We start from the raw sequence: 23,120 nt of genomic DNA, 5'->3' as shown, positions 1-23,120 counted from the left end.
CAATTTCTTACAGGGTGGAATAACCGGGCGCTCGACCACGTAGTTTCGTGACGTGAGCGATTCCCCGACGCCCGGCACCGAGCTACACGTGCCCGACGATCTGAGCGGCATTACCGCGCAGCAGTACCGCGCCGCCATGCGGCACTATCCCGCCGGGGTCACCATCGTCACGCTCGAGTCCGACCAGGGTCCGGTGGGCTTCACCGCCACCTCGTTCGCCTCGCTCTCCGCACAGCCGCCGCTCATCTCGTTCAATATCGCCGAGACCTCCTCCAGCATCGAAGCCATGCTGCGGGCCGAATCGCTGGTGGTGCATTTCCTGGGCGAGCATCAGAAGCACCTGGCCCAGCGGTTCAGCCGGACCGCCGAGGAGCGTTTTACCGACCGGTCCCTGTGGACCACGCTCGGCAGCGGCGAACCCGTCCTGCACGGCACTCCCATCTGGGTCCGCGCCACGGTCCATCGGCTCCTCCCGATCGGCGACCACACCCTGGTCATCGGCCTGGTCACCCAGGTGCACGACAACACCGAGAGCTCCCCGGCGGTCGGCCCGCTGGTGTACTACAACGGTGCGTACCACCGTGCCGAGATCGCCGACTGACGCCGGCGCCGATTCAGGCCGCGGCCGAAGCCGCCGTGCCGATGCCCAGCGCCGCCAGGATCGCCGCGCTCGCCTGCTCCAGCCGCACCCGGACGCGCGGCCGTCGCAACAGCTCCACCGCCCGCGCGGCCGCCACCGCCAGCAGGATCATTTCGATTGCCGCGACAGTGGATTCGATGGCCCCGAGCGTGAGCGTGTTGAGGAATGTCACCCGGGTCAGGAACTGCGGCAGCACCGCGAGGTAGAACAATCCCACCTTCGGATTGAAGACGCACGACAGCAATCCAGCAGCGAATGCCGAGCGCAGCGACGCCGGCTCACCCTGCGCCACCGCGACATCCGCCCCGCCGCCCGCCGCGCCGGGCCCGCGCCGATGCGCCAGCAGCGCCCGAACACCCAGGTACACCAGGTAGATTCCGCCGATCACCTTGAGCGTGCGATACGCGGTCGCCGACTGCTCCAGCAGCGCCGCGACCCCGGCCGCGACCACGGTGGCCCACACGATCCCGCCGAACGCCGAGCCCACCGCCGCCGCGATTCCGGGTCGCGATCCGGCCATCGAGAATCGCAGTACCAGAAAGGTATCCGGCCCCGGCGTGAGCGCGAGCAGCACACACAACCCCATGAAACTCAGTAGCAGCGGAAAACTCATGCCCTCCATGGCAACCCATCACCGCGGCCCGGCGCAAGGGTGAGATCGCTGACCCTGCCCCCGACGAACAGGGTCAACGACGCCCCGCGGAAATGACGAAGGCCGCCGCCCCTGTCGATCAACGGGGGTCGGCGGCCTTCGGGGTTGCGAGTTTCAGTTCCGCGCGCTGAATTCCGCACCCAGCTCACGGAACAGATCAGTGTTCATCGTGAACGCCAGTCGCGCCTCGTCGAGTACGCGATCGACCTCGGGGCCGTCGAGGGGAAGCTGGTCGAGGGCCGCACGGTAGTCGCGCTTGAACGCGGCCGGGTTGGCGATGTCCTCGAAGACGTAGAACCGCACGCCGTCGCCCTTCTTGGGCAGGTTCCACAGTTTCTCGGCGGTACCGCGAATGACCTGGCCGCCGGAGAGATCGCCCAGGTAGCGGGTGTAGTGGTGGACGACATAGCCGGCCGGCCAGTCGCCCGCGCACTCCTCGATGCGGGCGGCGTAGGCGGCGGTGGCGGGCAGCGCGGCCAGTTCATCGCGCCAGTTCGCGCCGCCGAGGTGGGCCAGGTCGGCCTCCAGCGCGGCCAGCCGCGCCAGTTCCGGCTTGACGAACGGACCGGCGACGGGGTCGGAAGCCAGTGCGGCGGAGTGCTTTTCGAGAGCGGCGTAGACGAACCAGAGCTGGGCGGTGTACCGATAGAAGGCCTCCACCCCGAGCTGTCCGCCGAGCATGTCGCGCATGAACGTGGAGTGTTCGGCCTCGTTGTGCTGCTGCTCGGTCGCGGTGCGAATGAGCGTCGAGAACGGAGTGCTGGTCTCCAGCATGGTCGGGCTCCTCGTGGTCAGCTCGGGGGGCACCACTTTGGCTACCCTAACTTCGACTCCGACCCTACGCCCCAGCAACGTTCGCGCGATTCGAACTTTGCGGCCCACCCGATCCAACTTTCGGACGATTTTTCCGATACGGTCGTGCCGTTCGTCACACCGACCCGCGACGCTCCAGCATGTCGTGCGCAGCCTCCCGCAGCGCGACCGTGGCCCACGTGAAGTAATCGAAGAGCACCTCGAGCTCCTCGGGGCAGTACTCGGCGAGTACCGCCGCGATCCGATCCCGCGGCGGGGCCACCACCGCCTCGATCCGCCCGTCCGAATCCGGGATCGGCTCGACCACCACCTTCCGGCGATCCGCGACATCCGGCACACTCGCCACCGCGCTGGCCGAGCACGGCTACCGCGCCGACGCGAGGACCCTCTTCCTCTGGGAGGGCGTCACGCAGTACCTGACCGAACCCGCTGTGCGCGCGACGTTTTCAGCTCTCGCCGAGGCCCCGACCGGCAGCGAGCTCATCTTCAGCTACATCCGGCAGGACTTTCTGGACGGCACCAACCTTCAGGGCTGCGCCGCCACCTACCGCAGATTCGTGGCACGGCAACGACTCTGGACCTTCGGTTTGCATCCGGACCAGGTCCCGGCACTGCTGGCCGACTACGGTTGGTACGACGTCGAGCAAGCGGGCGGACCGGAGTACACCGCCAGCTATCTCGACCCGATCGGGCGCGACGTCCGGGTGCCCGACCTCGAACGCTGCGTGGCGGCCCGCAAATCGTGACGGCGGCGCCACGACCCGGCGGGGTTGACAAGCCCGCGAGCCGTCTGCCAATCTCTGCAATCAGGTCATGAGTACCAGCGCGAAGCCCCGGCTTGCTGGTCGGCAACCCTCCTCCGCGGTGGGGTGCTCCGGGTGACGACCGGGCCGACGCCCGACCGGGCGCGGCAAGCGCGGACTCTCGATCGATTTCTATTTTCCCGATCGCGTGTCCATGAACCCGACGGGATTTCGTGATGACTGCTATCGCCGACCAGACCTGTGCCGCCCTCGCCGATGTCTCCGGCTGTGACCTGCGGGTCCCACTGGTCCAGGGCGGGACGGCCGGCTACGCCAACTTCGACTACGCCGCCAGCGCACCCGCATTGCGGCAGGTCACCGACCGGGTCGCGGACCTGCTGCCCTACTACGCCAGCGTGCACCGCGGCGCGGGGTACGCCTCCCGGGTCTCCACCGACTGCTACGAGTCGGCCCGCGGTTCGGTCGCCCGCTTCCTGAACGCGGCCGAGGACCAGGTGGTGGTCTTCACCCGCAACACCACCGACTCACTGAACCTGCTCGCCGCCTGCGTGCCCGGTGACACCGTGGTGCTGGACGTCGAGCACCACGCCAACCTGCTGCCCTGGACCCGGCGCGGCCGCCGGGTGGTTCCGGTCGCGGACACCATCGAGGAGACCATCCAGCGCCTGGTCGCCGAGCTGTGCTCGAAACCCGCTGCGCTGCTGGCGGTTACGGGCGCCTCCAATGTGACCGGCGAATTGCTGCCGCTGGAGCGGCTGGCCTGGATCGCCCACCAGTGCGGCACCCGCATCCTGGTGGACGCCGCCCAGCTGGCCCCGCATCGCCGAATCGACCTGCGCACCACCGGCATCGACTACCTGGCCTTCTCCGGCCACAAGACCTACGCCCCGTTCGGCGCGGGCGTGCTGGTCGGCCGCCGGGACTGGCTGGACGCGGCCCAGCCCTACCTGGCCGGCGGCGGCGCGGTGCGCTCGGTGAGCACCGAGGGCGTCGAATGGGCTCCCGCCCCGCAGCGCCACGAGGCCGGTTCCCCGAACGTGCTGGGCGTCGCCGCCCTGGCCGCGGCCTGCGATGCCCTCGCCGAGCTGGACGAGACCACCGTGATCGAGCACGAGCAGTACCTCACCCACCGCCTGCGCTACGGCCTGAAAACCGTTCCGGGCGTGAACTTCCTGCGGATCTGGCGCGACAGCACCGACGCGGTCGGCATTGTCGCGTTCACCGTCGACGGCTTCGAGCCCGGCCAGGTGGCCGCCTACCTCTCCGCCGAGCACGGCATCGGGGTGCGCGACGGCCGCTTCTGCGCCCACCCGCTGCTGTCCCGTCTCGGTGTCGATACCGCCCTGCGCGCCAGCATCGGCCTGGGCACCACCGCCGCCGATGTCGACCGCCTCGTCGAGGCCATCGCGACCCTGGTGGCGCGCGGCCCGGCGTGGAATTACGCCCGCACCGAAGGACATTGGAACCCGGTCCCCGAGACCCGACCCTTCGGCAGTTCGGCCGAGGGCGGGGCTGCCTGCGGTTTCTGAACCGGCCGGGAACCGGTCAGGGCACCATGTAGCGGGCCGCGAGCACCTCGACGAGTGGATCGTCGTCGGCCACCGCGTCGAGCGCATCGAGGTCGACCTGGACGGCGAGCTGCCGGGTGTCCTCCTGATCGGGGTCCGGCGGCCCGTCCTCTTCGAGCTGCCGGATCAGCTTCTGCCGCACGCGCTCCTTCAGCGAATCGCTCATAAACAGAGCATGCCCCGCCTAAACCGGCGCGATCCAACTACCCCACGGTGTGTTCCGCACAACCGTGAAGACCAGGAGAAATGCCAGGGCGACCCACACCGCGTACCTGGGCAGCACCTGCGGTAGTCGCGGCGGCACCGGATTGCCCCGCCATCCGCGCACCACCCAGGCGCCCCACCAGGCGATGAAGCCCAGAGTCAGCGGGAGCAGCAGCACATTGCTGTGGATGGCGTCGAGGATCCGGCCATCGGTGAGGTTGTGCAGCCCGCGCAACCCGCCGCAGCCGGGGCACCAGTATCCGGTCAGTTCGTAGAACGGGCACACTCCGTACGCCCCCTGCACATGCGGATCCCGGAAGTGCAGCAACGCCAGCCCGCCGGCCACCGCCCCACCGGTCAGCAGCGGTAGCCCGACGCCGAGCCACCGCGGCCGGGCGGGCGTTTCCATGACTGCTGCTGCCGTGGTGTCCACGACCATCAACGGTAGCCGCACCACCACAAGTCGTCGACCGGGCTTTCGGCCTCATCGGCCTGGCGGCCGTCATCTCGTCAGCGGCGGCGTCTGGTTCGCGCTCGAGAAGAGGCGGGAGAACGAGCAGACCGCCGCACCCGTGCACACACCGGCGGGTAGTCGACCGCGCTCGGTTTCCGAACGGCCCGAACCGGATTCGATCCGGGGCGGGCCCGTTCGCGTTCCGGCGTCAGCGAATCGGCGCACGCTCCACCACCGGCGCGGTCAGCGCCCCGGCGAGCATGTCCACGATCTCCCCCCACGCCGTCACGTCCCCCGCGGCCACCCGCCCGGCCTCCACGGCCCGCTCGTGGTCGGCCAGTAAGGCGAACAGCACGGTCGGCAGGGCGCGTAACCGCCGCAGCCGCAACCGTTTCGGCAGTTCGGTGAGTTCCCGCTCCAGCTGCTGCATGATCACCCGTACCGAGGTGCGCCGCGCGGATTCCAGATTGGCCGCGTCGGTGACGGCCCGATGGGTGTGGATCTGTTCGAGGAACCGCGCGTAGTGATTGATCCCGTGCCGGTCGCTCAGCTCGAGCATGGGAATGACCAGCGCCTCCAGCAGGTCGTGCACGCCGGTCGCACCCGTTCCGGCCTGTTCGGCCAGCAGTTCCAGCCGCCGCACCTCGAGGGTGGCGAGCCGGTGTTCGACCACGGCCTCGATGAGCCCGTCGCGGGAACCGAAGTGGTACTGGATCGCCGAGTTGTTCCGCTGTCCCGCGGCTGCCGCGATATCGCGCAGCGGCACCGCCTGCCCCCGCTCGGCGATCAGCTGCTCCGCCGCGAGAATGATGCGCTCGCGCGCTTCTGTCACTGCCATTCGGACACCGTCACTGCTACCTGTCGATCCTTGCCACAGTCTGCACTGTAGCGCTCACCAGCGGATAAAGAACTTCTCCTTGACGATTAAGAATAAATGCTTAAAGCTGCTTGTGACTGTCGTCACTCCCAGAAGGACTGAATTCGCGATGATCCTGGACACCTTCCGACTGGACGGCCGCGTCGCCGTCGTGACCGGCGCGGGCCGCGGCATCGGCGCCGCCACCGCGCTCGCTCTCGCCGAAGCCGGTGCCGACGTGGCCATCTCGGCCCGCACCGCCGCTCAGCTCGACGAGGTGGCGGGCAAGATCCACGCGCTCGGCCGCCGCGCCATCACGGTCCCCGCGGACCTGTCGGATCTTTCCGCCGTCACCGCGCTGGCCGAAACCACCGCCGCCGAACTCGGCCGCATCGACATCGTGGTCAACAATGTCGGCGGCACCATGCCCAACACCTTCCTCACCACCACCCCCGAATTCCTCGAGGAGGCATTCCGTTTCAATGTCTCCACCGCGCACGCCCTCACTCAGGCCGCGGTGCCGTACATGTTGAAGAACGACGGTGGCTCGGTCGTCAATATCTCCTCGATGATGGGCCGCTCCCCCGGCCGCGGCTTCCTCGCCTACGGCACCGCCAAGGCCGCCCTCGCGCACTGGACCCGGCTGGCCGCCGCCGACCTGTCCCCCCGCATCCGGGTGAACGCCATCGCGGTCGGCTCGGTGCTCACCTCCGCGCTGGAAGTCGTTGCGCAGCAACCGGAGATCAAGCAGCAGATGGAGGACGCCACCCCGCTGCACCGGCTCGGCGAGCCCTGGGAGATCGCCGCCGCGATCGTCTACCTGAGCTCCCGCGCGGGCGGCTACATCACCGGCAAGGTGCTCGAGGTGGACGGCGGTATCGCCGCACCCAACCTGGACCTTCCCATCCCCGATCTGTAATCCGCCGCGCCGCAGGAGTTTTCCCATGAAGTACCGCGTAGTCCAGTGGAGCACCGGCAATGTCGGCCGCCGCACCCTGCGCTCCATCATCGCCCGCCCCGAGCTCGACCTGGTCGGCGTCTGGGTCTCCAGCGCCGCCAAGGCCGGCAAGGACGCGGGCGAGCTGGCCGGTCTCGACCGCGAGATCGGCGTCACCGCAACCCAGGACGCCGAGGCGCTCCTGGCCCTGAAGCCCGACTGCATCGTCCACACCGCCATGGCCGACGACCGCCTGATGGAGGCGGTGGAGGATCTGAAGACCTTCCTCCGCGCCGGCATCAATGTCGTCTCCAGCAGCCCCGTCTTCCTGCAGTTCCCCTACGGCACCCTCCCCGACGAGGCCATCGCCCCGATCGTGGAGGCGGCCAACGAGGGCGGCGCCTCCCTGTGGGTGAACGGCATCGACCCCGGCTGGGCCAATGACTGGCTGCCGCTGCTGCTGTCCAGTGGCTCCGAGCGCATCGACAAGATCATCTGCTCGGAGGTGATGGACTACTCCACCTACGACAATCCGAAGGTCCTGTTCGACATCATGGGCTTCGGCAGCGCCCTCGACGACTTGCCACTGCTGCTCCAGCCCGGCGTCCTCACCCTCGCCTGGGGCAGTGTCATCCGCCAGCTGGCCGCCGCCCTCGACATCGAACTCGACTCCGTCACACAGCATTTCGAGCGCCTGCCCGCGAGCGAAGAGCTGAAGGTGGGCAGTCGCACCATCGCCGCCGGCACCGCCGCCGCCCTCCGCTTCCAGGTGCACGGCATCAGCAAGGGCCGCGAGGTCCTCACCCTGGAACACACCACCCGCCTGCACCCCGACCTCGCCCCCGACTGGCCCCAACCGGCCGGAAAGGGTTGCTACCGAGTCGAAGTCAAGGGCGAACCCGACTACCTCCTCGACCTCCAGCTCTACAGCAACGGCGACCACGCCGAAGCCGGCGTCGTCGGCACCGCTGCCCGCCTGGTCAGCGCCATCCCCGCGGTGGTCCAAGCCCGCCCCGGCCTGCTGACCGCCATGGATCTCCCCCTGACCACCGGCCGCGGCCTGGTCTCCTGATCCCCCGACGACAAAGGTGAGGATCGACAACGGTCCTCACCTTTGTCGTTCCAGATAGAGCTTGTACACCGCGATGGCGTCATCGCGCGGCTGGTAGCGCATGGGCAGACGCCGCTGGTCCCAGGGCTTGGCGATCTCGTCATAGAAGGTGCCAGGTTCGAAGTATTTGTCGTTTCCGCCTGCCATATATGGCGCGCAATCCTCGCGGGTAGCCAGAAAAACGACCTGATCGGGCGCGCAGTGATACAGCGCCGCCAGACACATCGGGCACGGATGGGCGATGGCGTACACCGTGCATCCGGTCAGGTACTCCGTGCCCAGTCTCCGGCACGCCTCGCGGATGGCGCGAATCTCCGCGTGGTCGGTCGGGTCGTGAGTCGCCGGGACGCAATTCCGGCCCTCGGCGAGGATTTCACCGTCCTTGACGACGACGGTCCCGAACGGCAGTCCGCCCTCGGCGACGCTGGCTCGCGCGATCTCGATGGTGCGCTGCACGAAATCCCTGGTCGAATCCGTCATCAGCCGACCGATTCCGGGCGGATCACCGCGCCCGCGGCAACGTCTTCCATCCGCGCCGGGCCGGTTCCCTTGGCCGGGTCCGTCTTCCACGGCCAATCGTTGGAATGGAACGGCGCCAGAGTCGGCAGCAACGCCTTCCTGCCCCGCTTGGCCATCTCCCGCTCGATGGCCGCCCGGCCGCCACCGCCGAGCAGTTCGACGTCCATCAGGAAGTAGTCGCGGAAGAAGACCATGCCGAGTGAACGGTCGGCGACGATGCGGCCGAGCACGTCGAGCATCTTCTCGGGTGTGGTCTCGAATTCCGGTGTCTCGACGAGCAGCAACCGGTCACCCATCGTCTCGGTGCCCATGAATTGGACGAGAATGCTGTACAGGATGTTGTTCTGCCGTGCGATGTACAGCGAATTGCTGACCGCGTAGGTGCGCTCCCACTCCGTGCCGAGTTGCTCCTTCCACCCTTCGATGACGTTCATCCAATGGCCCACCTGGGCGCTCGAGCCGATGCCGATCGACTTGGCCGAATACGGTACGACGCCGCGGATGTACTTCTCGACCTCGTCGTAGCTGTAACCGCCCTGCGCGAGGCACTCGTCCATGAAGGTCAGATTGCGCTGCAGGATGGTGCGGAGGAGGGAGCGATCGTCCTCGGAGATATCCAGGGCGTCAAGGCCTTCGAGGGCCGGCCGCTGCTGCGCCCGATACATCTCGAGCGGGGCTCGCCACAGCTGATTCGCGTACGCGTCGAACAGGTACGGTGAGACGATCTCGTAGACGGCCATGGTGCTGTGGCCCACCGACTTTGCGAGCTGGTACACGATCGGCACCGGCGGTGCGTATTCAGGCTCCCGCCCGGGCCGGTAGAGGATCATCTGCCCGCCTTCGCCGGTGAACAGCGCCAGGATGATGGGCACCTGGTCGCGCATGTTCTGTTTGAATTTCACCAGGGATGTTTCGTAGAGCTGCAACATCGACTCGTTCAGCGCGAGGACCGCGTGCTCGGCGACGGTGCGCGCACTCGCGGGCGGCTCGTCGGCGACGACCGGGCGCATGAATTCCGGGACTGTGTGGCCATTGGATTCGGCCATGACGATCACTCCTCCTTCTCACGGCAATTTCCAGAACACGACGGTCACCAGCCAGAACACGACCGCCCAGAACACCATCACCGCGGCGATCAACAGGGCGCCCCGCACGTTGGTCGCCGTGGTCGGCGCTTCAGGGTCCGGGTGCAGCCACCGTTCGAGCAATGGATTCACATAGCAAGGCATCGTCACGAAGGTCATGACGAAGCTGGACAACAGGTTTCCGATCGCCATGCCCAGCCACAGCGGGAGCCGGGCCCACGCCAGCGCCAAGGTGAGCAGCACGACCGTCGGATACAGGCCGACCCACACCGCGATCGACGTCTTCGTCCGCGACGGCGTCCGCGCCCGGCCCCCGGGTTCGTCGAACGCGAACCAGCTGCCGAACGAGTTGTCGATCGTGCGTAATCGAAAGTCGCCGAACCGCTTCCCTTCGTCGAGCAGCTGCCGGCGCTCGTCCGAGGTCAGCCACCCGTCCAGGTCAGCGGCGGTGTCGTAGCGGTAGAGCATGGTCCACTCGTCCTGCACGCCCTCGATCGGCCGGAAGATCTCGGCACCGCGGAAACCCGGAAACTTGTTTTCCGCCAACCGAAGTCGCTCCTGCCAGGCCAGGAACTCGTCGATGTGCTCGGGCGGGACCCGATGGGTCACCACGGCCGTGACGAGGGTGTCCGGGGGCGCGGCCCCGCCCGTCACGATCTGCTGCGTGGGCGCGCCCTCGAGGTAGCGCCGTCCTTCGGCGAGCCGGTCCTGACGCGTGGCGCTGTTGATCCACGCGCGCAGATTCGCGATCGAATCGAAGCGGTAGATCACCGACCAGTGCGGCTGCACGGCTGTCGGCGGGTTGACCTCGGCGGCGATGAATCCCGGATAGCGCGACGCCATGGTGTTCAGCCCGTGCTGCCAGGACAGGAAAGCTTTTTCGCAGCCGGGCCGCACCGTTTCTCCGATGATGACGGTGGCGGCGTTGATGGCCGACTGCTCGCGGGTCATCGATGTCTCCGGCACTCAGCCGGTCGAGGTCAACCGGACCGGTCGCAGGGACCCGAAGATGCGGTCGGGAGTGAGCGGCAGCTCGCGATATCGGACGCCGGTCGCGTCATATACCGCGTTCGCCAGTGCCGGTGCGACCGGGTTGATGCAGCACTCGGCAATCCCTTTGGACCGCGCCGGACCCACCGAGTCGGTCGAGCCGACCAGGATCACCTCGGTGCACGGAGTGTCGGCGTAGGTCGGTATGCGGTAGTTGCGCAGCGTCGGATTGGTCATGACGCCGTTTTCGTCGACGAGATAATTCTCGGTCAGCACGAAGCCGAGGCCCTGGGCCACACCGCCTTCGATCTGACCGCGCACCTGTGCGGGATTGATGACCACCCCGGCGTCGGTGGCCTGCACGCTGTAGAGGATCCGGATCTCACCGGTCACGCGATGCACCGCGACTCGGAAGGCCTGCGTGTTGCAGGCGAGGCTGCGCGGCGACCCGTACGCCTTGCGCGATTCGGTCAACCGCGTACCCCGGCGGCGGGCGGCCGCCGCCAATTCGGTCAATCCGATGCGGGTGTCGCCACAGCGCACGGCATCGTCATCCATGGCGCACGAGGCCAAGTCGACCCCGGTATGCGTGGCGGCGAAGCGCAGAATCCGGTCGCGCAATGCGGCGGCCGTCCGCTGCACCGCATTGCCGGCCACGGACAGACCCGCGCTCGCGAATGCGCCGGTGTCGAAACCCGTTCGGTCGGTGTCGGCCTGGACGAGCCGGATCCGGGCCGGCGTGGTGCCCAGCTCGGCCGCGGCGATCTGAACGTGCGCCGTCGGTGTCCCCTCACCGAATTCCACAGTGCCCACGGCGATCTCATAGATGCCGTCGTCGCCGAGGGTGGCCAGCCCGACCGAGACATGTTCGGTCGGTGGTGCGGTTTCGTGCATCGATGTGGCTGTGCCGGTGCCGATTTGCCAGTCCTCCCCCGGCGCCTGCCCGTCGGGGTGGGCACGCAGCGCGGCGTCGACCCGGTCGATGCACGCGGCCAGTCCATCCTCCGTGAACGCTACGTCGTTGGCCTCGTCCGCGATCGACAGCAACGCGTCACCGGGCCGCACGATATTGCGGCGGCGCAGCTCCAGCGGATCCATGCCGAGGGCGACGGCCAGCTCGTGCATCGCCGACTCCACCGCGAAGACCGGCTGGGTCATGCCGTAGCCGCGCAGTGCGCCGCTGGGCACGGTGTTGGTGTAGACCGAGTAGCCGTCGAATTTCTTGTTGGGACAGCGGTACAGCGCGATCGCGCCGCCTCCGGCGAACAACGTCTCGCCGGCGTGGTTGCCGTAGGCGCCGGTATTGGAGACATTGCGGAACTCGACAGCGGTCAGTGTTCCGTCGGACCGCGCCCCCAGCTTCACCGTGATCTTCATCGGATGTCGCGGTGAGGCAGTGGTGAACTCCTCCTCGCGCGTGTATTCCAGACACGCCGGCCGGCCGGTGTCCAGCGTCGCCAGCGCCACCAGATCTTCGCTGATCACTTCCTGCTTGCCGCCGAAGGCGCCGCCGACGCGCTTGCAGAACACCCGAATCCGATCGGGTCGCAGGCCGAACAGATGGGCCAGCTTCCCCTTCGCGATCCACGGCGATTGCGAACTGGTCCGCACATGCAGCCGGCCCGCTTCCATCCAGGCGATCGAACCGTGTGTCTCCAGATGGGCATGCTGCACCCGCGGTGAGAAGTACGTGCCTTCGTGAATGACATCGGCTTCGGCGAATCCCTGTGCGACATCACCGATTTCGCCGTGTAACTCGACGAGGATGTTGTGCACGGGGTCCTGCACGAACGGATCGTGGGATCCGTGCAGCTGCGGCGCACCGGATTGCATCGCCTGCTCGGGATCGAATACCGCCGGCAGCACCTCGTACTCGACGGCGACCTTGCGACAGCCCTCCTCCGCGGCGCCGATCGATTCGGCCAGCACCGCGACCACCCGTTGGCCGACGAAGCGCACCACATTGTCCAGGATGTAGGTGTCGTCGGGGTCGACGAGATGATCGGTGTGGATCGCGGTGGAGAACAGCCTCCGGGGCACGTCTTCCCACGTGTACACGCGGTGCACTCCGGGCACGGCCAGCGCCGCGGACTTGTCGATGCAGACGATGCGCGCATGGGCATGGGGTGAGTGCAGCACCTTCAGATGGAGCATCCCGGGCAACTCGGTGTCCATCGTGTACTCGGCGCGCCCGGTCACCACGTCGGCCCCGGCCGGCGTGCCGACACTGGTGCCGATCGCCCGGCCCGGTGCGGCGACTTCGATACCGGCCACGCCGTTGATCGCGTCCTCGATTGCCCGATAGCCGGTGCAGCGGCACAGGTTTCCCTTCAACGCGTGCGGCAGGTCCTGCTTCTGCGCGTCGGTGAGGGCGGATGCCGTCATGATCATCCCGGCTGTGCAGAAACCGCACTGGAATCCCGGGGCCTCGAGGAACTGCCGCTGCATCGGGTGCATGTCCTCGGGTGAACCGAGCCCCTCGATCGTCGTGATCTCATGCCCGTCGGCACGGAACGCCGGCGTGAGACAACTGTGCACCGGACGACCGTCGAGCCAGACCGTGCATGCGCCGCAGTCACCGGCGTCGCACCCCTTCTTCACCCCGAACCAGCCCAGGTGACGCAGAAAGGTCCGCAGGCACTGACCGGGTCGCGGCTCCTGGGAGAACGTCTTCCCGTTGACGATATAGCTCATCGCAAGCCTCCGGATGTCACCGCAGGCCGCCTAGTTCGACCCGGATCTCCTCGGCGTAGTGCTTCGCCAGGTGCTTACGGTGACCCGGGGTGCCGTTGGGGTCGGCGAACCAGACATCGGCATGTATCGCGTCGATGTGGCCCTGCAGGGTGTCGGCATCGGGAACGGTGTCGAACCGCAGCACAACCGGGTGCGTGGTACCCGCCGTGATGGTGAGCAGCAGATCACGGGTGCCCGGCGTCTGGGTCGCGACCATGAATATTGTGGAACGACCGAGCTTGGTCAGTGTGAATCGCCGGTGCGTGTGGCGCTTGCGCAGAGCGTCACCGGGAATGTGCACACTACGCAGGATTTCCCCGGGCCACAGCGCATTTCGATGGTTGCCGAGGACGAAATCCTTCGCCGCGATCGTTCTCTCGGTTCCGTCCGCGGCCCACACGCGATAGGTCGCCTCGAGCGCCACGGTCAGGGTGATCATCGGTCCGGCCGGCAGGGACATGCAGATATTGCCGCCCACCGTCGCGGCATTCCAGATCTTGAACGACGCCAGGAGGGCCTCGCAGCTGGTGCGCAGCAGGCTGCCCGCCGGCCAGCCATCCGGCGGTGCGAACTCGTGCAGCTCCCTGATCGTGCACGTCGCGCCGATCTCGAGGCCCTCGCTGTCGGCCACCAGGTGAGGCCAGCCGAGTTCGGTGAGGTCGACCAGTCGGTGGACATTCGGCTGCGGCTCGGAGAACAACCACGTGCCCCCGGCCAGCCACGCGTCTCCGGTGTGCCAATCCGCACCCGGCCGGCCGGAAGGCGGGCGGAGGACGTCGACGACGGTGTTCAGATCCATACGAGCCCTCCGCCGACACGCCGTCAGGCGCTGCTGAACAGACTGACCGTAGAGTTCCGGGTCGATTCTGGGAATATTTCTCACACCGGGTTCACGGGGTGATGTGTCCGCAACGAATCATGATCACGTTTTCCCCAGACTGACATTGAGCGGGAGATACTGTCAATATCCGTGGATGTTGACCACCAGGCGACCTCCGCCGCGCAACGATACGCGCAGACGGCGGGGTTGACCTGGATCTTTCGTGGAGCTGACGCATCGGCCAGACCGGATTCGGATCGGTATTTCGCAACCGGCCGCCGGGTTCCACGGTCGGCGCGCGTCATGATCACACAGGGCAAGTCTCCGCACGCATGCAATGAGTTCGCATGCCAGGCAGACGATTTCGATCCGCGCGGTTCCCCGGTGCCACCGGCACCGGATCCGGACCCCGAAACGACAACAGGTGGAGAGCGGGATTCGCTCTCCACCTGCTTGTTTGGAGCCGCCTGGGGGAATCGAACCCCCGACCTTTTCATTACGAGTGAAGCGCTCTACCGACTGAGCTAAGGCGGCGTGCCTTCCGGCGGTGCGAGTCTATCGTCTCGCGCCCGAATCGCGAAAACGGGAGCTCGCGAGATCGGGGACACGCCCGGGTCAGGCGGAACGGGCCGCGATCAGGGCCGCGGCCATGGCGGCGAGGGCGAAGCGCGGCTTCACATTGGTTTCGAGGGCCTCGCGGCAATCGAGCACTGCCTGGATGGAGAGCAGCAGGCCCTCGGGGCGGACATCGGTCGCGAGTTCCCGGATCTGGTCGGCCATGTCCGGGTGGGTGAGGGTGACGCCGGAGGAGGAGTCCGCGGTGGCCGCGCCGAATCGGACCGCGAGCGCGTCCCGGTACAGGCCCGCGACATCGATCAGGGCCCGGTCCAGGGCATCGCGCCCGGTGCGGGTGGCCCGCGACTTCTGGCGTTTCTCCAGGTCTTTCAGCGCGCCGGCGGAACCGCGGGTGGCCGAGGCGGTGCCCTTACCGGTGCCGCCCGCGCCCAGCGCGGTGGCCAGTTCCTCGCGTTCCTTCCCGTCGCGCTCGGCACTGACCTGCTTGGCCTCGTCATCGGCCGACTTCACCAGTTCGTCGGCGGCCGCATACGCCGCTGCGGGCCGGGCGGTCGCCGTGACTAGCGCCAGGGCTCGTTTGCGCCGGGCCCGGGCCTGGTCGTCGGTGGCCAGCCGCCGGGCGCGCCCGACATGTCCACCGCTGATCGAGGCCGCCCAGCCCGCGGTCTTCTGGTCCAGCCCGTCCCGCTCGTGCAGCACCCGCGCGATCGAATCCACCGACGGGGTCGCCAAATGCACGTGCCTGCACCGGGATCGCAGCGTCACCGAAATGTCCTCGGGATCCACCGACGGCGCGCACAGCAGGAACACCGTGCGCTCCGGCGGCTCCTCCACCACCTTCAACAGCACATTGCCCGCCGCCTCGGTCAACCGGTCGGCGTCCTCGACCACGACCACCTGCCAGCGCCCGGTGCTCGGCCGCCGCGACGCCACCTGCACGATCTCGCGCATCTCCTTGGTGCCGATGCTCAAGCCCTCCGGCACCACCCGCCGCACATCGCCGTGGGTCCCGGCCATGGTGGTCGTGCACGCGTGGCACCGCCCGCATCCGGGCGTCCCCTCGTCCGTGCACTGCAGCGCCGCCGCGAAGCACAGCGCCGCGACCGACCGCCCCGATCCGGGCGGCCCGGTGAACAACCACGAATGCGTCATGGCCGACGACGATCCGGCCCTGTCCCGCGCCGCCACCGCCGCAGCCGTCAACTCGGACTCGACCGCACCCTGGCCGACCAGCCGATCGAAGACACCCGCCACGCCGACCACCTTAACCGCCATCCCCGACAGCCCGGCCGGGAGTCAGTTCGCGCGCTGATATGTCGTGTTCGCGCCGTCCAGGGCCTCGCGGATGATGTCCGCGTGCCCGGAGTGGTGCGCGATCTCCCGGAAGATGTGCAGCAGGATGTAGCGCACGGTGAGCCACTGCCGCTCCGGCGCCCAGGGCGCGGTCGGCGTCGGCACCGAATCCTCGAGGTTGGGTAGCTCGCGAATCAGCTTGCCGGTGTGCTCGGCCACCGCCTCCCATTCGGCCAGCAGGCCGGCGACCGTCTGTTCCGGGTCCAGCCGATACTCGGAATCCATTCGGGAGACATCGAATTCGGACTTCGGGTCGCGCTCGACGAGGATGGTGGTCCAGTGCCGCTCGATATTCACCGCGTGGCTGAGCAGACCGCCGAGGGTGAGTTCACTGACCGTGGTGCGCTGGCGCGCCTGCTCGTCATCGATGCCGCGGACGGTGATCCGGAAGAGCTCGCGCTGGCTGTCCAGGATCTTGATCAGTTCTTCACGCTCGTGGTCGACGGTCATCGAATGTCCTTCCGCTGGTGCGTGTTCCGGATAACACGCTACGGCAGGCCACCGACAGACACAGCGGCCGAAAAGCGAAGCGCCCCCGTCGTGACGGGGGCGCTTCGATCAGGTCAGGACTGCGAGGCCGCGGTCTTCTTCGCCGCCGCCTTCTTGGCCGGGGTCTTCTTGGCCGCCGCTGCCTTCTTGGTGGTGACGCCGTCGGCCGTCTTGGCCGCCGCCTTCTTCGCCGCCGCCTTCTTGACCACGGTCTTGGCCACCGCGGTCTTCTTCGCGGCCGCCTTCTTGGCGGTCTTCTTCGCGGCCTTCTTCACCGGCCCGCGCGCCCGCCGGTCCGCCAGCAGCTCCGAAGCCCGTGCGTCGGTGATGGATTCGACCTCGTCGCCCTTGCGCAGGCTGGCATTGGTCTCACCGTCGGTGACATACGGGCCGAACCGCCCGTCCTTGATCACCATCGGCTTCTCCGACACCGGGTCCACACCCAGCTCACGCAGCGGCGGCGCACTGGCCGACTGCCCGCCGCGCCGCTTGGGCTCGGCGTAGATCTTGAGCGCGTCCTCCAGCGTCACCGTGAAGATCTGATCCTCACCGGTGAGCGAGCGCGAATCCGTGCCCTTCTTCAGGTACGGCCCGTACCGCCCGTTCTGCGCGGTGATCTCGTCCCCGGAGTCCGGGTCCACACCCACCACACGCGGCAGCGACAGCAGCTTGAGCGCGTCGTCCAGGGTCACCGACTCCACGCTCATGGACTTGAACAGCGACCCGGTGCGCGGCTTCGGCTTGTCGGCCGCCTTCTTGGCGGTCTTCTTCGCCGTGGTGTCCAGATCCTCCGCGGACTCCGGCAGGATCTCGGTGACGTAGGGGCCGAAACGTCCTTCCTTGGCGACGATTTCGTGCCCGGTCGCCGGATCGGTACCCAGTGAGCGACCTTCCTGCGGAGTCGCGAACAGCTTCTCCGCGACCTCGGGCGACAGCTCGTCCGGCGGCAGATCGTCGGGCAGATTGGCCCGCTGCGACACCGGATTCCCGTCCGGGTCATCGGGATTGACGACCATGCGCTCCAGGTACGGCCCGAACTTGCCGACCCGGACCACCACATCGCGGCCCTCGTCATCGCTGAAGAGCTTGATGGAGTTGACTTCTCGCGCGTCGATGCCGTCGAGTCGTTCGCCCACCATCCTTTTCAGGCCGCCCGACCGCGCCACCGAACCCTCGGCACCGTGATCGCCACCGAAATAGAAGGAGGACAACCAGTTTCCGCGCTGCTCGCGGCCACCGGCGATGGCGTCGAGATCGTCCTCCATGGCCGCGGTGAAGTCGAAGTCCACCAGCCGCCCGAAGTGGTCCTCCAGCAGTCCGATCACCGCGAACGCCACCCACGACGGCACCAGCGCGCTGCCGCGCTTGTACACGTAGCCGCGGTCGAGAATCGTCTTGATGATCGAGGAGTAGGTGGAAGGACGGCCGATGCCGAGATCTTCCAGCGCCTTGATCAGCGAAGCTTCGGTGAAGCGTGCGGGCGGATTGGTGGTGTGCCCGTCCGGCTCGAGCTCGATGGCCGTCACGCGCTGGCCCTCGGTCAGCGCCGGCAGCCGCGATTCGGCGTCGTCGGACTGGCCGCCCGCCTCCTCGTCGACACTCTCCACATACGCCTTGAGGAATCCCGGGAAGGTGATCGTCCGGCCGGACGCCGAAAACACGCACTCCTCACCGCTGTTCGCGATGCCGGTAATGCGCACCGTCAGCGTGGTGCCGCGCGCGTCCTGCATCTGTGAGGCCACCGTGCGCTGCCAGATCAGCTCGTACAAACGGAATTCGTCGCCGTCGAGCTTGGCATGCAACTGTCCCGGCGTGGCGAAGGTGTCGCCCGCGGGCCGAATGGCCTCGTGCGCCTCCTGCGCATTCTTGACCTTGCGGGTGTACTGCCGCGGCGTGGGACTCACGTATTCCGCGCCGTACAACTGCGTGGCCTGCGCCCGGGCCGCCTGAATCGCCGACTCCGACAAAGTCGTCGAGTCGGTACGCATATAAGTGATGTAACCGTTCTCGTACAGCCGCTGCGCCACCCGCATGGTGCGCTCGGAGGTGAAACGCAGCTTGCGCGCGGCCTCCTGCTGCAGCGTCGAGGTCATGAACGGCGCGTACGGCTTTCGCGTGTACGGCTTGGATTCCACCGAGGAAACCGTGAAATCCACGCCGTGCAGCGATTCCGCAAGCCGCTGCGCATAGCCGGCATCGAGTACGACGACACCCTGCGATTTCAGCTGCCCGTCGGATCCGAAATCGCGACCGGTCGCCACGCGAGCGCCCTCGACACTGACCAGCCGCGCACCGAAGACCCGCGGATTCCCGCCGTCCTCCTGCCCGCGCCCGCCGGCGTCCAGCTTGGCCGCGATATCCCAGTACTCCGCGGACCGGAACGCCATGCGCTCCCGCTCGCGCTGCACGATGACGCGCGTCGCCACCGACTGCACCCGGCCCGCCGACAGCCGCGGCATGACCTTCTTCCACAGCACCGGCGAGACCTCGTAGCCGTAGAGCCGGTCCAGGATGCGCCGCGTCTCCTGCGCGTCGACCAGATCCTGGTCCAGCTCACGGGTATCGGCCGCGGCGGCTTGGATGGCGGGCTCGGTGATCTCGTGGAACACCATGCGCCGCACCGGCACCTTGGGCTTGAGCGTCTCCAGCAGGTGCCATGCGATCGCCTCGCCCTCGCGGTCGGGGTCGGTGGCGAGGTAGAGCTCGTCGGCGTCGGCCAGCAGGCTCTTCAGCTCACTGACCTTCCCCTTCTTATCGGGGCTGACCACATAAATGGGCTCGAAATCGTGATCGACATCCACGCCGAGCCGAGCCCACTGCTGTCCTTTGTATTTGGCGGGCACATCCGCCGCACCCCGCGGCAGGTCCCGAATATGACCGACCGAGGCCTCCACGACATAGCCGCGGCCCAGGTAGGGGGCGATCTTCTTGGCCTTCGTCGGCGACTCGACAATCACGAGACGACGCAGGGAACGGCCCTGGTCGGGCGCTGCCTGGGGGTTCGGCGCTGCACCGCGGTCTCGTGTTGCCACCGGCGAACACACCTTTCATCTCGATCCGCGTCGGCGCTGGTGTACGCGCTCTACGCGGCTGGGGCAAACGGCCGCGATGTCCGATATCGCTGCCAGCAACGTTTATACCGTGTTCGAAGGCCGCGGCTGGTGCGCGGCGACGATGTAGCCCCTGATCGTGATCGAGTGTAATGGGTCCAGATATGGGTCGTCCCCCACCGCCGGGGCGATGGGGGACGGAACCTGAGGGGTTGGCTCGCTCAGGAGAGCGCGCGAACACCGGTGGCCTGCGGGCCCTTGGTGCCTTGACCAACCTCGAACTCGACCTTCTGGTTCTCCTCGAGGGTGCGGAAGCCCGACCCCTGGATCTCGGAGTAGTGGACGAAGACGTCAGCTGAGCCGTCCTCGGGCGCGATGAAGCCGAACCCCTTCTCCGCGTTGAACCACTTCACAGTTCCCTGTGCCATTCTGTTCCTTCTCTTTCCATACCGGAACGGCGGACAACTGGGTTCATCCACCGGGTCCGTTGAGACCGCTGTACTCTGTTCCCCCTGCAGGAAAGCACCTAGTACACCGTTCGCAACATCGATCCTGCTGATGGTTTGGACTTTCGATCCGTTCCCTCGAACACAGAAGCTTGCGACCAGGAACCAGTGAACCATGTCTTCCCGGAATTCAACAGCGGAGTTACCCACAATTTGCAAAAAAGTTGATCTTGCGAATGCGCAGGTGAGGGGCATAATGCCCAAATCCGTACTTGAAGTTGGTTTGCTTCCGGATAACAGAGCGAGCATCTGGCAAACGGGGTGTGAGGCAGGTCGCTACTCTGCAGTGAAATGGCAGGTGAGGCGGCGGGCGCACACACGTTTCGCACCCGTTGGGCGTGTCGCGGTGACGCTTCGATGAATGGCGGGGATCCAATGCGTCGATCCGGAGACAACAGCGACCTCAGCTACGGGAGATCGTTGCTGAATCGTGTCCTTGACAGCCCGCTTTCGGGTGACCCCCGACTCACCCATGTCAGCGAGCTACCGCCGCGCGCGGCGCAGATCACGAAATGGCCCGAATGGACTTCTCCGGATGTCATCGCCGCAGTTCAGGCGGCCGGAGTCGCGGAGCCGTGGAGCCACCAGAGCCGGGCCGCGGAACTGGCCGCGGCGGGGCGGCACGTGGTGGTGTCGACCGGGACGGCGTCCGGGAAATCGCTGGCGTATCAGCTGCCTGTTTTGACCGCGCTGCAACAGGATCCGCGGGCCACGGCGCTCTATCTGTCGCCGACCAAAGCACTGGGGGCCGATCAGCTGCGCATGGTCAACGAGCTGACCAGCGAAGATCCGCTGCGGACCATTCATCCCGCGCCGTATGACGGCGATACGCCGGCGGAAATCCGGCAGTGGGTGCGGGCGCACGCGCGATGGGTGTTCACCAATCCGGACATGCTGCACGTCGGAATGCTGCGGTCTCATCAGCGGTGGGCACGATTGTTGCGTCAGCTCAAATACATCGTGGTCGACGAATGTCACATCTATCGCGGGGTTTTCGGCTCGCACGTGGCGCTGGTGCTGCGCCGGTTACGGCGGCTCGCCGAGCGCTACGGAGCGGATCCGGTTTTCGTGCTGTGCTCGGCGACCACGGCCGATCCGGCGGCCACCGCCGAAAAGCTGATCGGCGCACCGTGTGTCGCGGTCACCGACGACGGGTCGCCGCAGGGCGCGCGGACCGTGGCGCTGTGGGAACCGCCGCTGCTCGGCAGCGGCGTGACCGGGGAAAACGGTGCGGCTGTGCGACGTTCGGCCGGGGCCGAGGCCGCCACCGTGATGGCGGATCTGGTGGTCGAGGGGGCGCGCACGCTGACCTTCGTGCGGTCGCGGCGCAGCGCCGAGCTGGTCGCCATGGACACGCGACGGCTGCTGGCGGAGGTGGATGCCGAGCTCCCTGGGCGTGTCGCGGCCTATCGGGCCGGGTACCTGGCCGAGGACCGGCGGGCGCTGGAGGCGGCGCTCTCGGACGGCTCGCTGCTGGGTGCGGCCACCACGAATGCCCTGGAACTGGGCGTGGACATCGCCGGGCTGGATGCCGTCGTGGTGGCGGGATATCCGGGGACGGTCGCCTCGTTCTGGCAGCAGGCCGGGCGCGCCGGGCGGCGCACCCAGGGGTCGCTGGTGCTGCTCATCGCGCGGGACGACCCGCTGGACACCTACCTCGTGCACCACCCGCAGGCGCTGCTCGGGCGGCCCCTGGAAGCCACCATCACCGACCCGCACAACCCGTACGTGCTCGGGCCGCATCTGCTGTGCGCGGCCATGGAACAGCCGCTCAGCGACGCGGAAGTGCATGCCTTCCAGGCCTGGGAACTGCTGTCCGACCTGGCCGAACAGGGTTTGATCCGGCGGCGTGCGGGCGTGGCGCGGGACGGGTCGGCGCGCTGGTTCGTGACCGCCGACGCGCATCCGCACGACGCGGTGGACGTGCGCGGCGGCATCGGCACGGCGGTGGCCGTGGTGGACGGCGAGTCGGGCCGCATGCTGGGCACCACCGACGCCGGGCGTGCTCCGGCCACCCTGCATCCGGGCGCGGTGCACCTGCATCAGGGCGAGAGCTATGTGGTCGACGAGCTGGACCTCGAGGAGGGCGTCGCGCTGGTGCACGCCGACACGCCGGGGTGGAGCACCAGTGCGCGGGTGGTCACCTCGCTGGAGATCGAGGCGGTGACCGAGGAGCGCCGATACGGCTCGGTCACAACGGCTTTGGCGCAGGTGCTGGTGACTCGCCAGGTGGTCGCGTACCTGCGCCGGCTGCCCAGCGGCGAGGTGCTGGACCTGGTGCCGCTGGATCTGCCGGCGCAGACGCTGCCCACCCGGGCCGTGTACTACACGGTCACGCCGGATCTGCTGGCCCGGGCCGGGATCGACGCCCGGCACGCCGCGGGCGCGCTGCACGCGGCCGAACACGCCGCGATCGGCATGCTGCCGCTGGTGGCGACCTGCGATCGGTGGGATATCGGCGGCGTGTCTACCGCCGAACACGCCGGCACCGGACTGCCCACGGTCTTCGTCTACGACGGGCATCCGGGCGGGGCGGGCTTCGCCGAGCGCGGTTTCGTCCGACTGCGGCACTGGCTGACGGCCACGCTGGGCGCCATCGAGTCCTGCGCGTGCGTGCACGGGTGCCCATCCTGCGTGCAGTCACCCAAGTGCGGCAACGGCAACAACCCGCTGGACAAGGCCGGTGCGGCCCGGCTACTGCGGGCCGTGCTGGCCGAACTCGGGGAAGATGACGACCGCTCTCCCGAACCGTGACACGGCCGTCTCCGCCGCGAGACCGGAGCGCCACACGACCAACCGGTCGGCCTTGTCAGCTGGCTGATATCGGGCGAAATCCGGATGCTGAGGGGTGGCCGCGACACGCCGGAGACCCAAGTTGATTAAAAAGGGATGCTATCCTGTTAACTGAGGGATTGCCCTGTTCGATAATGCCGCTCCCGGATTTACCTGTGCATTCATTCGAATGAGTCTCCGGGAACGAATTGGAAAGCAATCGATACC

The 23,120-nt window shown here is 67.6% G+C and carries 21 protein-coding genes, 1 tRNA gene, 1 pseudogene and 1 riboswitch; of the genes and pseudogenes, 7 read left to right on the top strand and 16 right to left on the bottom strand.

What is annotated here, in order from left to right; genetic code table 11:
* Positions 1 to 52: 52 nt before the first annotated feature.
* A complete protein-coding gene (locus ACFXKA_RS00185) occupies positions 53 to 601 on the top strand; it encodes a flavin reductase family protein (RefSeq protein ID WP_379425099.1) in 549 nt (182 codons plus the stop codon).
* A 13-nt stretch (positions 602 to 614) separates the two neighbouring features.
* Here the strand turns inward: ACFXKA_RS00185 and ACFXKA_RS00180 are convergent, their stop codons facing one another.
* The 3 genes from ACFXKA_RS00180 to ACFXKA_RS00170 form a co-directional block, all read right to left on the bottom strand.
* Positions 615 to 1,253 (bottom strand): LysE family translocator, encoded by a 639-nt coding sequence (locus ACFXKA_RS00180; protein WP_379425097.1) that lies wholly within the window; start codon positions 1,251 to 1,253, stop codon positions 615 to 617.
* 153 nt (positions 1,254 to 1,406) lie between these two features.
* Positions 1,407 to 2,066 (bottom strand): heme oxygenase (biliverdin-producing), encoded by a 660-nt coding sequence (locus ACFXKA_RS00175; protein WP_379425096.1) that lies wholly within the window; start codon positions 2,064 to 2,066, stop codon positions 1,407 to 1,409.
* Positions 2,067 to 2,220: 154 nt separating this feature from the next.
* The gene (locus ACFXKA_RS00170; RefSeq protein WP_379425094.1) at positions 2,221 to 2,442 is read right to left on the bottom strand and encodes a hypothetical protein; all 222 of its coding nucleotides are present in this window, start codon (positions 2,440 to 2,442) and stop codon (positions 2,221 to 2,223) included.
* On the opposite strand from ACFXKA_RS00170, the pseudogene ACFXKA_RS00165 reads away from it, so the two are divergent.
* The 3 genes and pseudogenes from ACFXKA_RS00165 to ACFXKA_RS00155 all read left to right on the top strand — a co-directional run.
* Positions 2,399 to 2,503 (top strand): annotated as a pseudogene (locus ACFXKA_RS00165) (hypothetical protein); the annotation flags it as partial. The gene ACFXKA_RS00170 and the pseudogene ACFXKA_RS00165 overlap by 44 nt on opposite strands.
* Positions 2,504 to 2,536: 33 nt before the next feature.
* Positions 2,537 to 2,851 (top strand): hypothetical protein, encoded by a 315-nt coding sequence (locus ACFXKA_RS00160; protein ID WP_379425092.1) that lies wholly within the window; start codon positions 2,537 to 2,539, stop codon positions 2,849 to 2,851.
* Between the two features lie 63 nt (positions 2,852 to 2,914).
* A riboswitch (SAM riboswitch) is annotated at positions 2,915 to 3,028 on the top strand.
* 56 nt (positions 3,029 to 3,084) lie between these two features.
* Positions 3,085 to 4,398 (top strand): aminotransferase class V-fold PLP-dependent enzyme, encoded by a 1,314-nt coding sequence (locus ACFXKA_RS00155; RefSeq protein WP_379425091.1) that lies wholly within the window; start codon positions 3,085 to 3,087, stop codon positions 4,396 to 4,398.
* A 16-nt stretch (positions 4,399 to 4,414) separates the two neighbouring features.
* Here the strand turns inward: ACFXKA_RS00155 and ACFXKA_RS00150 are convergent, their stop codons facing one another.
* The 3 genes from ACFXKA_RS00150 to ACFXKA_RS00140 all read right to left on the bottom strand — a co-directional run bounded on the left by ACFXKA_RS00150 (position 4,415) and on the right by ACFXKA_RS00140 (position 5,933).
* Complete coding sequence (locus ACFXKA_RS00150; RefSeq protein WP_379425089.1) at positions 4,415 to 4,603, bottom strand: hypothetical protein; 189 nt, start codon at positions 4,601 to 4,603, stop codon at positions 4,415 to 4,417.
* A gap of 18 nt (positions 4,604 to 4,621) precedes the next feature.
* Positions 4,622 to 5,080 (bottom strand): DUF2752 domain-containing protein, encoded by a 459-nt coding sequence (locus ACFXKA_RS00145; protein WP_379425850.1) that lies wholly within the window; start codon positions 5,078 to 5,080, stop codon positions 4,622 to 4,624.
* Positions 5,081 to 5,303: 223 nt separating this feature from the next.
* The gene (locus ACFXKA_RS00140; protein ID WP_379425088.1) at positions 5,304 to 5,933 is read right to left on the bottom strand and encodes a TetR family transcriptional regulator; all 630 of its coding nucleotides are present in this window, start codon (positions 5,931 to 5,933) and stop codon (positions 5,304 to 5,306) included.
* A gap of 148 nt (positions 5,934 to 6,081) precedes the next feature.
* Between ACFXKA_RS00140 and ACFXKA_RS00135 the strand changes: the two genes are divergently transcribed.
* A complete protein-coding gene (locus ACFXKA_RS00135) occupies positions 6,082 to 6,870 on the top strand; it encodes an SDR family oxidoreductase (RefSeq protein WP_379425086.1) in 789 nt (262 codons plus the stop codon).
* 25 nt (positions 6,871 to 6,895) lie between these two features.
* A complete protein-coding gene (locus ACFXKA_RS00130; RefSeq protein ID WP_354831520.1) occupies positions 6,896 to 7,960 on the top strand; it encodes a diacylglycerol kinase in 1,065 nt (354 codons plus the stop codon).
* Positions 7,961 to 7,996: 36 nt separating this feature from the next.
* Here ACFXKA_RS00130 and ACFXKA_RS00125 read toward each other — a convergent pair whose 3' ends face one another.
* From ACFXKA_RS00125 to ACFXKA_RS00080, 10 genes are all read right to left on the bottom strand, one after another.
* On the bottom strand, positions 7,997 to 8,479 hold the full coding sequence (locus ACFXKA_RS00125) for a nucleoside deaminase (protein WP_379425084.1): 483 nt from the start codon (positions 8,477 to 8,479) through the stop codon (positions 7,997 to 7,999).
* Positions 8,479 to 9,564 carry a hypothetical protein gene (locus ACFXKA_RS00120; protein WP_379425082.1) on the bottom strand — a complete coding sequence of 362 codons (1,086 nt, stop codon included), beginning with the start codon at positions 9,562 to 9,564 and terminating at the stop codon, positions 8,479 to 8,481. The genes ACFXKA_RS00125 and ACFXKA_RS00120 overlap by 1 nt, the downstream gene beginning before the upstream one ends.
* Before the next feature lie 18 nt (positions 9,565 to 9,582).
* Complete coding sequence (locus ACFXKA_RS00115) at positions 9,583 to 10,554, bottom strand: antibiotic biosynthesis monooxygenase (RefSeq protein WP_379425081.1); 972 nt, start codon at positions 10,552 to 10,554, stop codon at positions 9,583 to 9,585.
* A gap of 15 nt (positions 10,555 to 10,569) precedes the next feature.
* Positions 10,570 to 13,287, bottom strand: coding sequence for a molybdopterin-dependent oxidoreductase (locus ACFXKA_RS00110; protein ID WP_379425079.1), 2,718 nt, complete (start codon positions 13,285 to 13,287; stop codon positions 10,570 to 10,572).
* Between the two features lie 16 nt (positions 13,288 to 13,303).
* Positions 13,304 to 14,125, bottom strand: a complete 822-nt coding sequence (locus ACFXKA_RS00105; RefSeq protein ID WP_379425077.1) for an FAD binding domain-containing protein — start codon at positions 14,123 to 14,125, stop codon at positions 13,304 to 13,306.
* A gap of 479 nt (positions 14,126 to 14,604) precedes the next feature.
* Positions 14,605 to 14,680, bottom strand: a tRNA-Thr gene (locus tag ACFXKA_RS00100).
* An 81-nt stretch (positions 14,681 to 14,761) separates the two neighbouring features.
* Positions 14,762 to 15,997, bottom strand: a complete 1,236-nt coding sequence (locus ACFXKA_RS00095) for a DNA polymerase III subunit delta' (RefSeq protein WP_379425075.1) — start codon at positions 15,995 to 15,997, stop codon at positions 14,762 to 14,764.
* Between the two features lie 21 nt (positions 15,998 to 16,018).
* Positions 16,019 to 16,525, bottom strand: a complete 507-nt coding sequence (locus ACFXKA_RS00090; RefSeq protein WP_379425073.1) for a DinB family protein — start codon at positions 16,523 to 16,525, stop codon at positions 16,019 to 16,021.
* A 113-nt stretch (positions 16,526 to 16,638) separates the two neighbouring features.
* Positions 16,639 to 19,521 (bottom strand): type I DNA topoisomerase, encoded by a 2,883-nt coding sequence (gene topA, locus ACFXKA_RS00085; RefSeq protein ID WP_379425848.1) that lies wholly within the window; start codon positions 19,519 to 19,521, stop codon positions 16,639 to 16,641.
* Positions 19,522 to 19,835: 314 nt separating this feature from the next.
* The gene (locus ACFXKA_RS00080; RefSeq protein ID WP_011206895.1) at positions 19,836 to 20,042 is read right to left on the bottom strand and encodes a cold-shock protein; all 207 of its coding nucleotides are present in this window, start codon (positions 20,040 to 20,042) and stop codon (positions 19,836 to 19,838) included.
* Between the two features lie 435 nt (positions 20,043 to 20,477).
* Between ACFXKA_RS00080 and ACFXKA_RS00075 the strand changes: the two genes are divergently transcribed.
* Entirely contained in the window at positions 20,478 to 22,874 is a 2,397-nt protein-coding gene (locus ACFXKA_RS00075) for a DEAD/DEAH box helicase (RefSeq protein WP_379425071.1), read from the top strand.
* Positions 22,875 to 23,120 lie beyond the last annotated feature (246 nt).

Origin of the sequence: Nocardia sp. NPDC059228 (genome assembly GCF_042754245.1) — a bacterium.
Taxonomy (GTDB): domain Bacteria; phylum Actinomycetota; class Actinomycetes; order Mycobacteriales; family Mycobacteriaceae; genus Nocardia.
The sequence above is the reverse complement of the archived record's forward strand: the minus strand, read 5'-3'. Positions and strand labels throughout refer to the sequence as shown.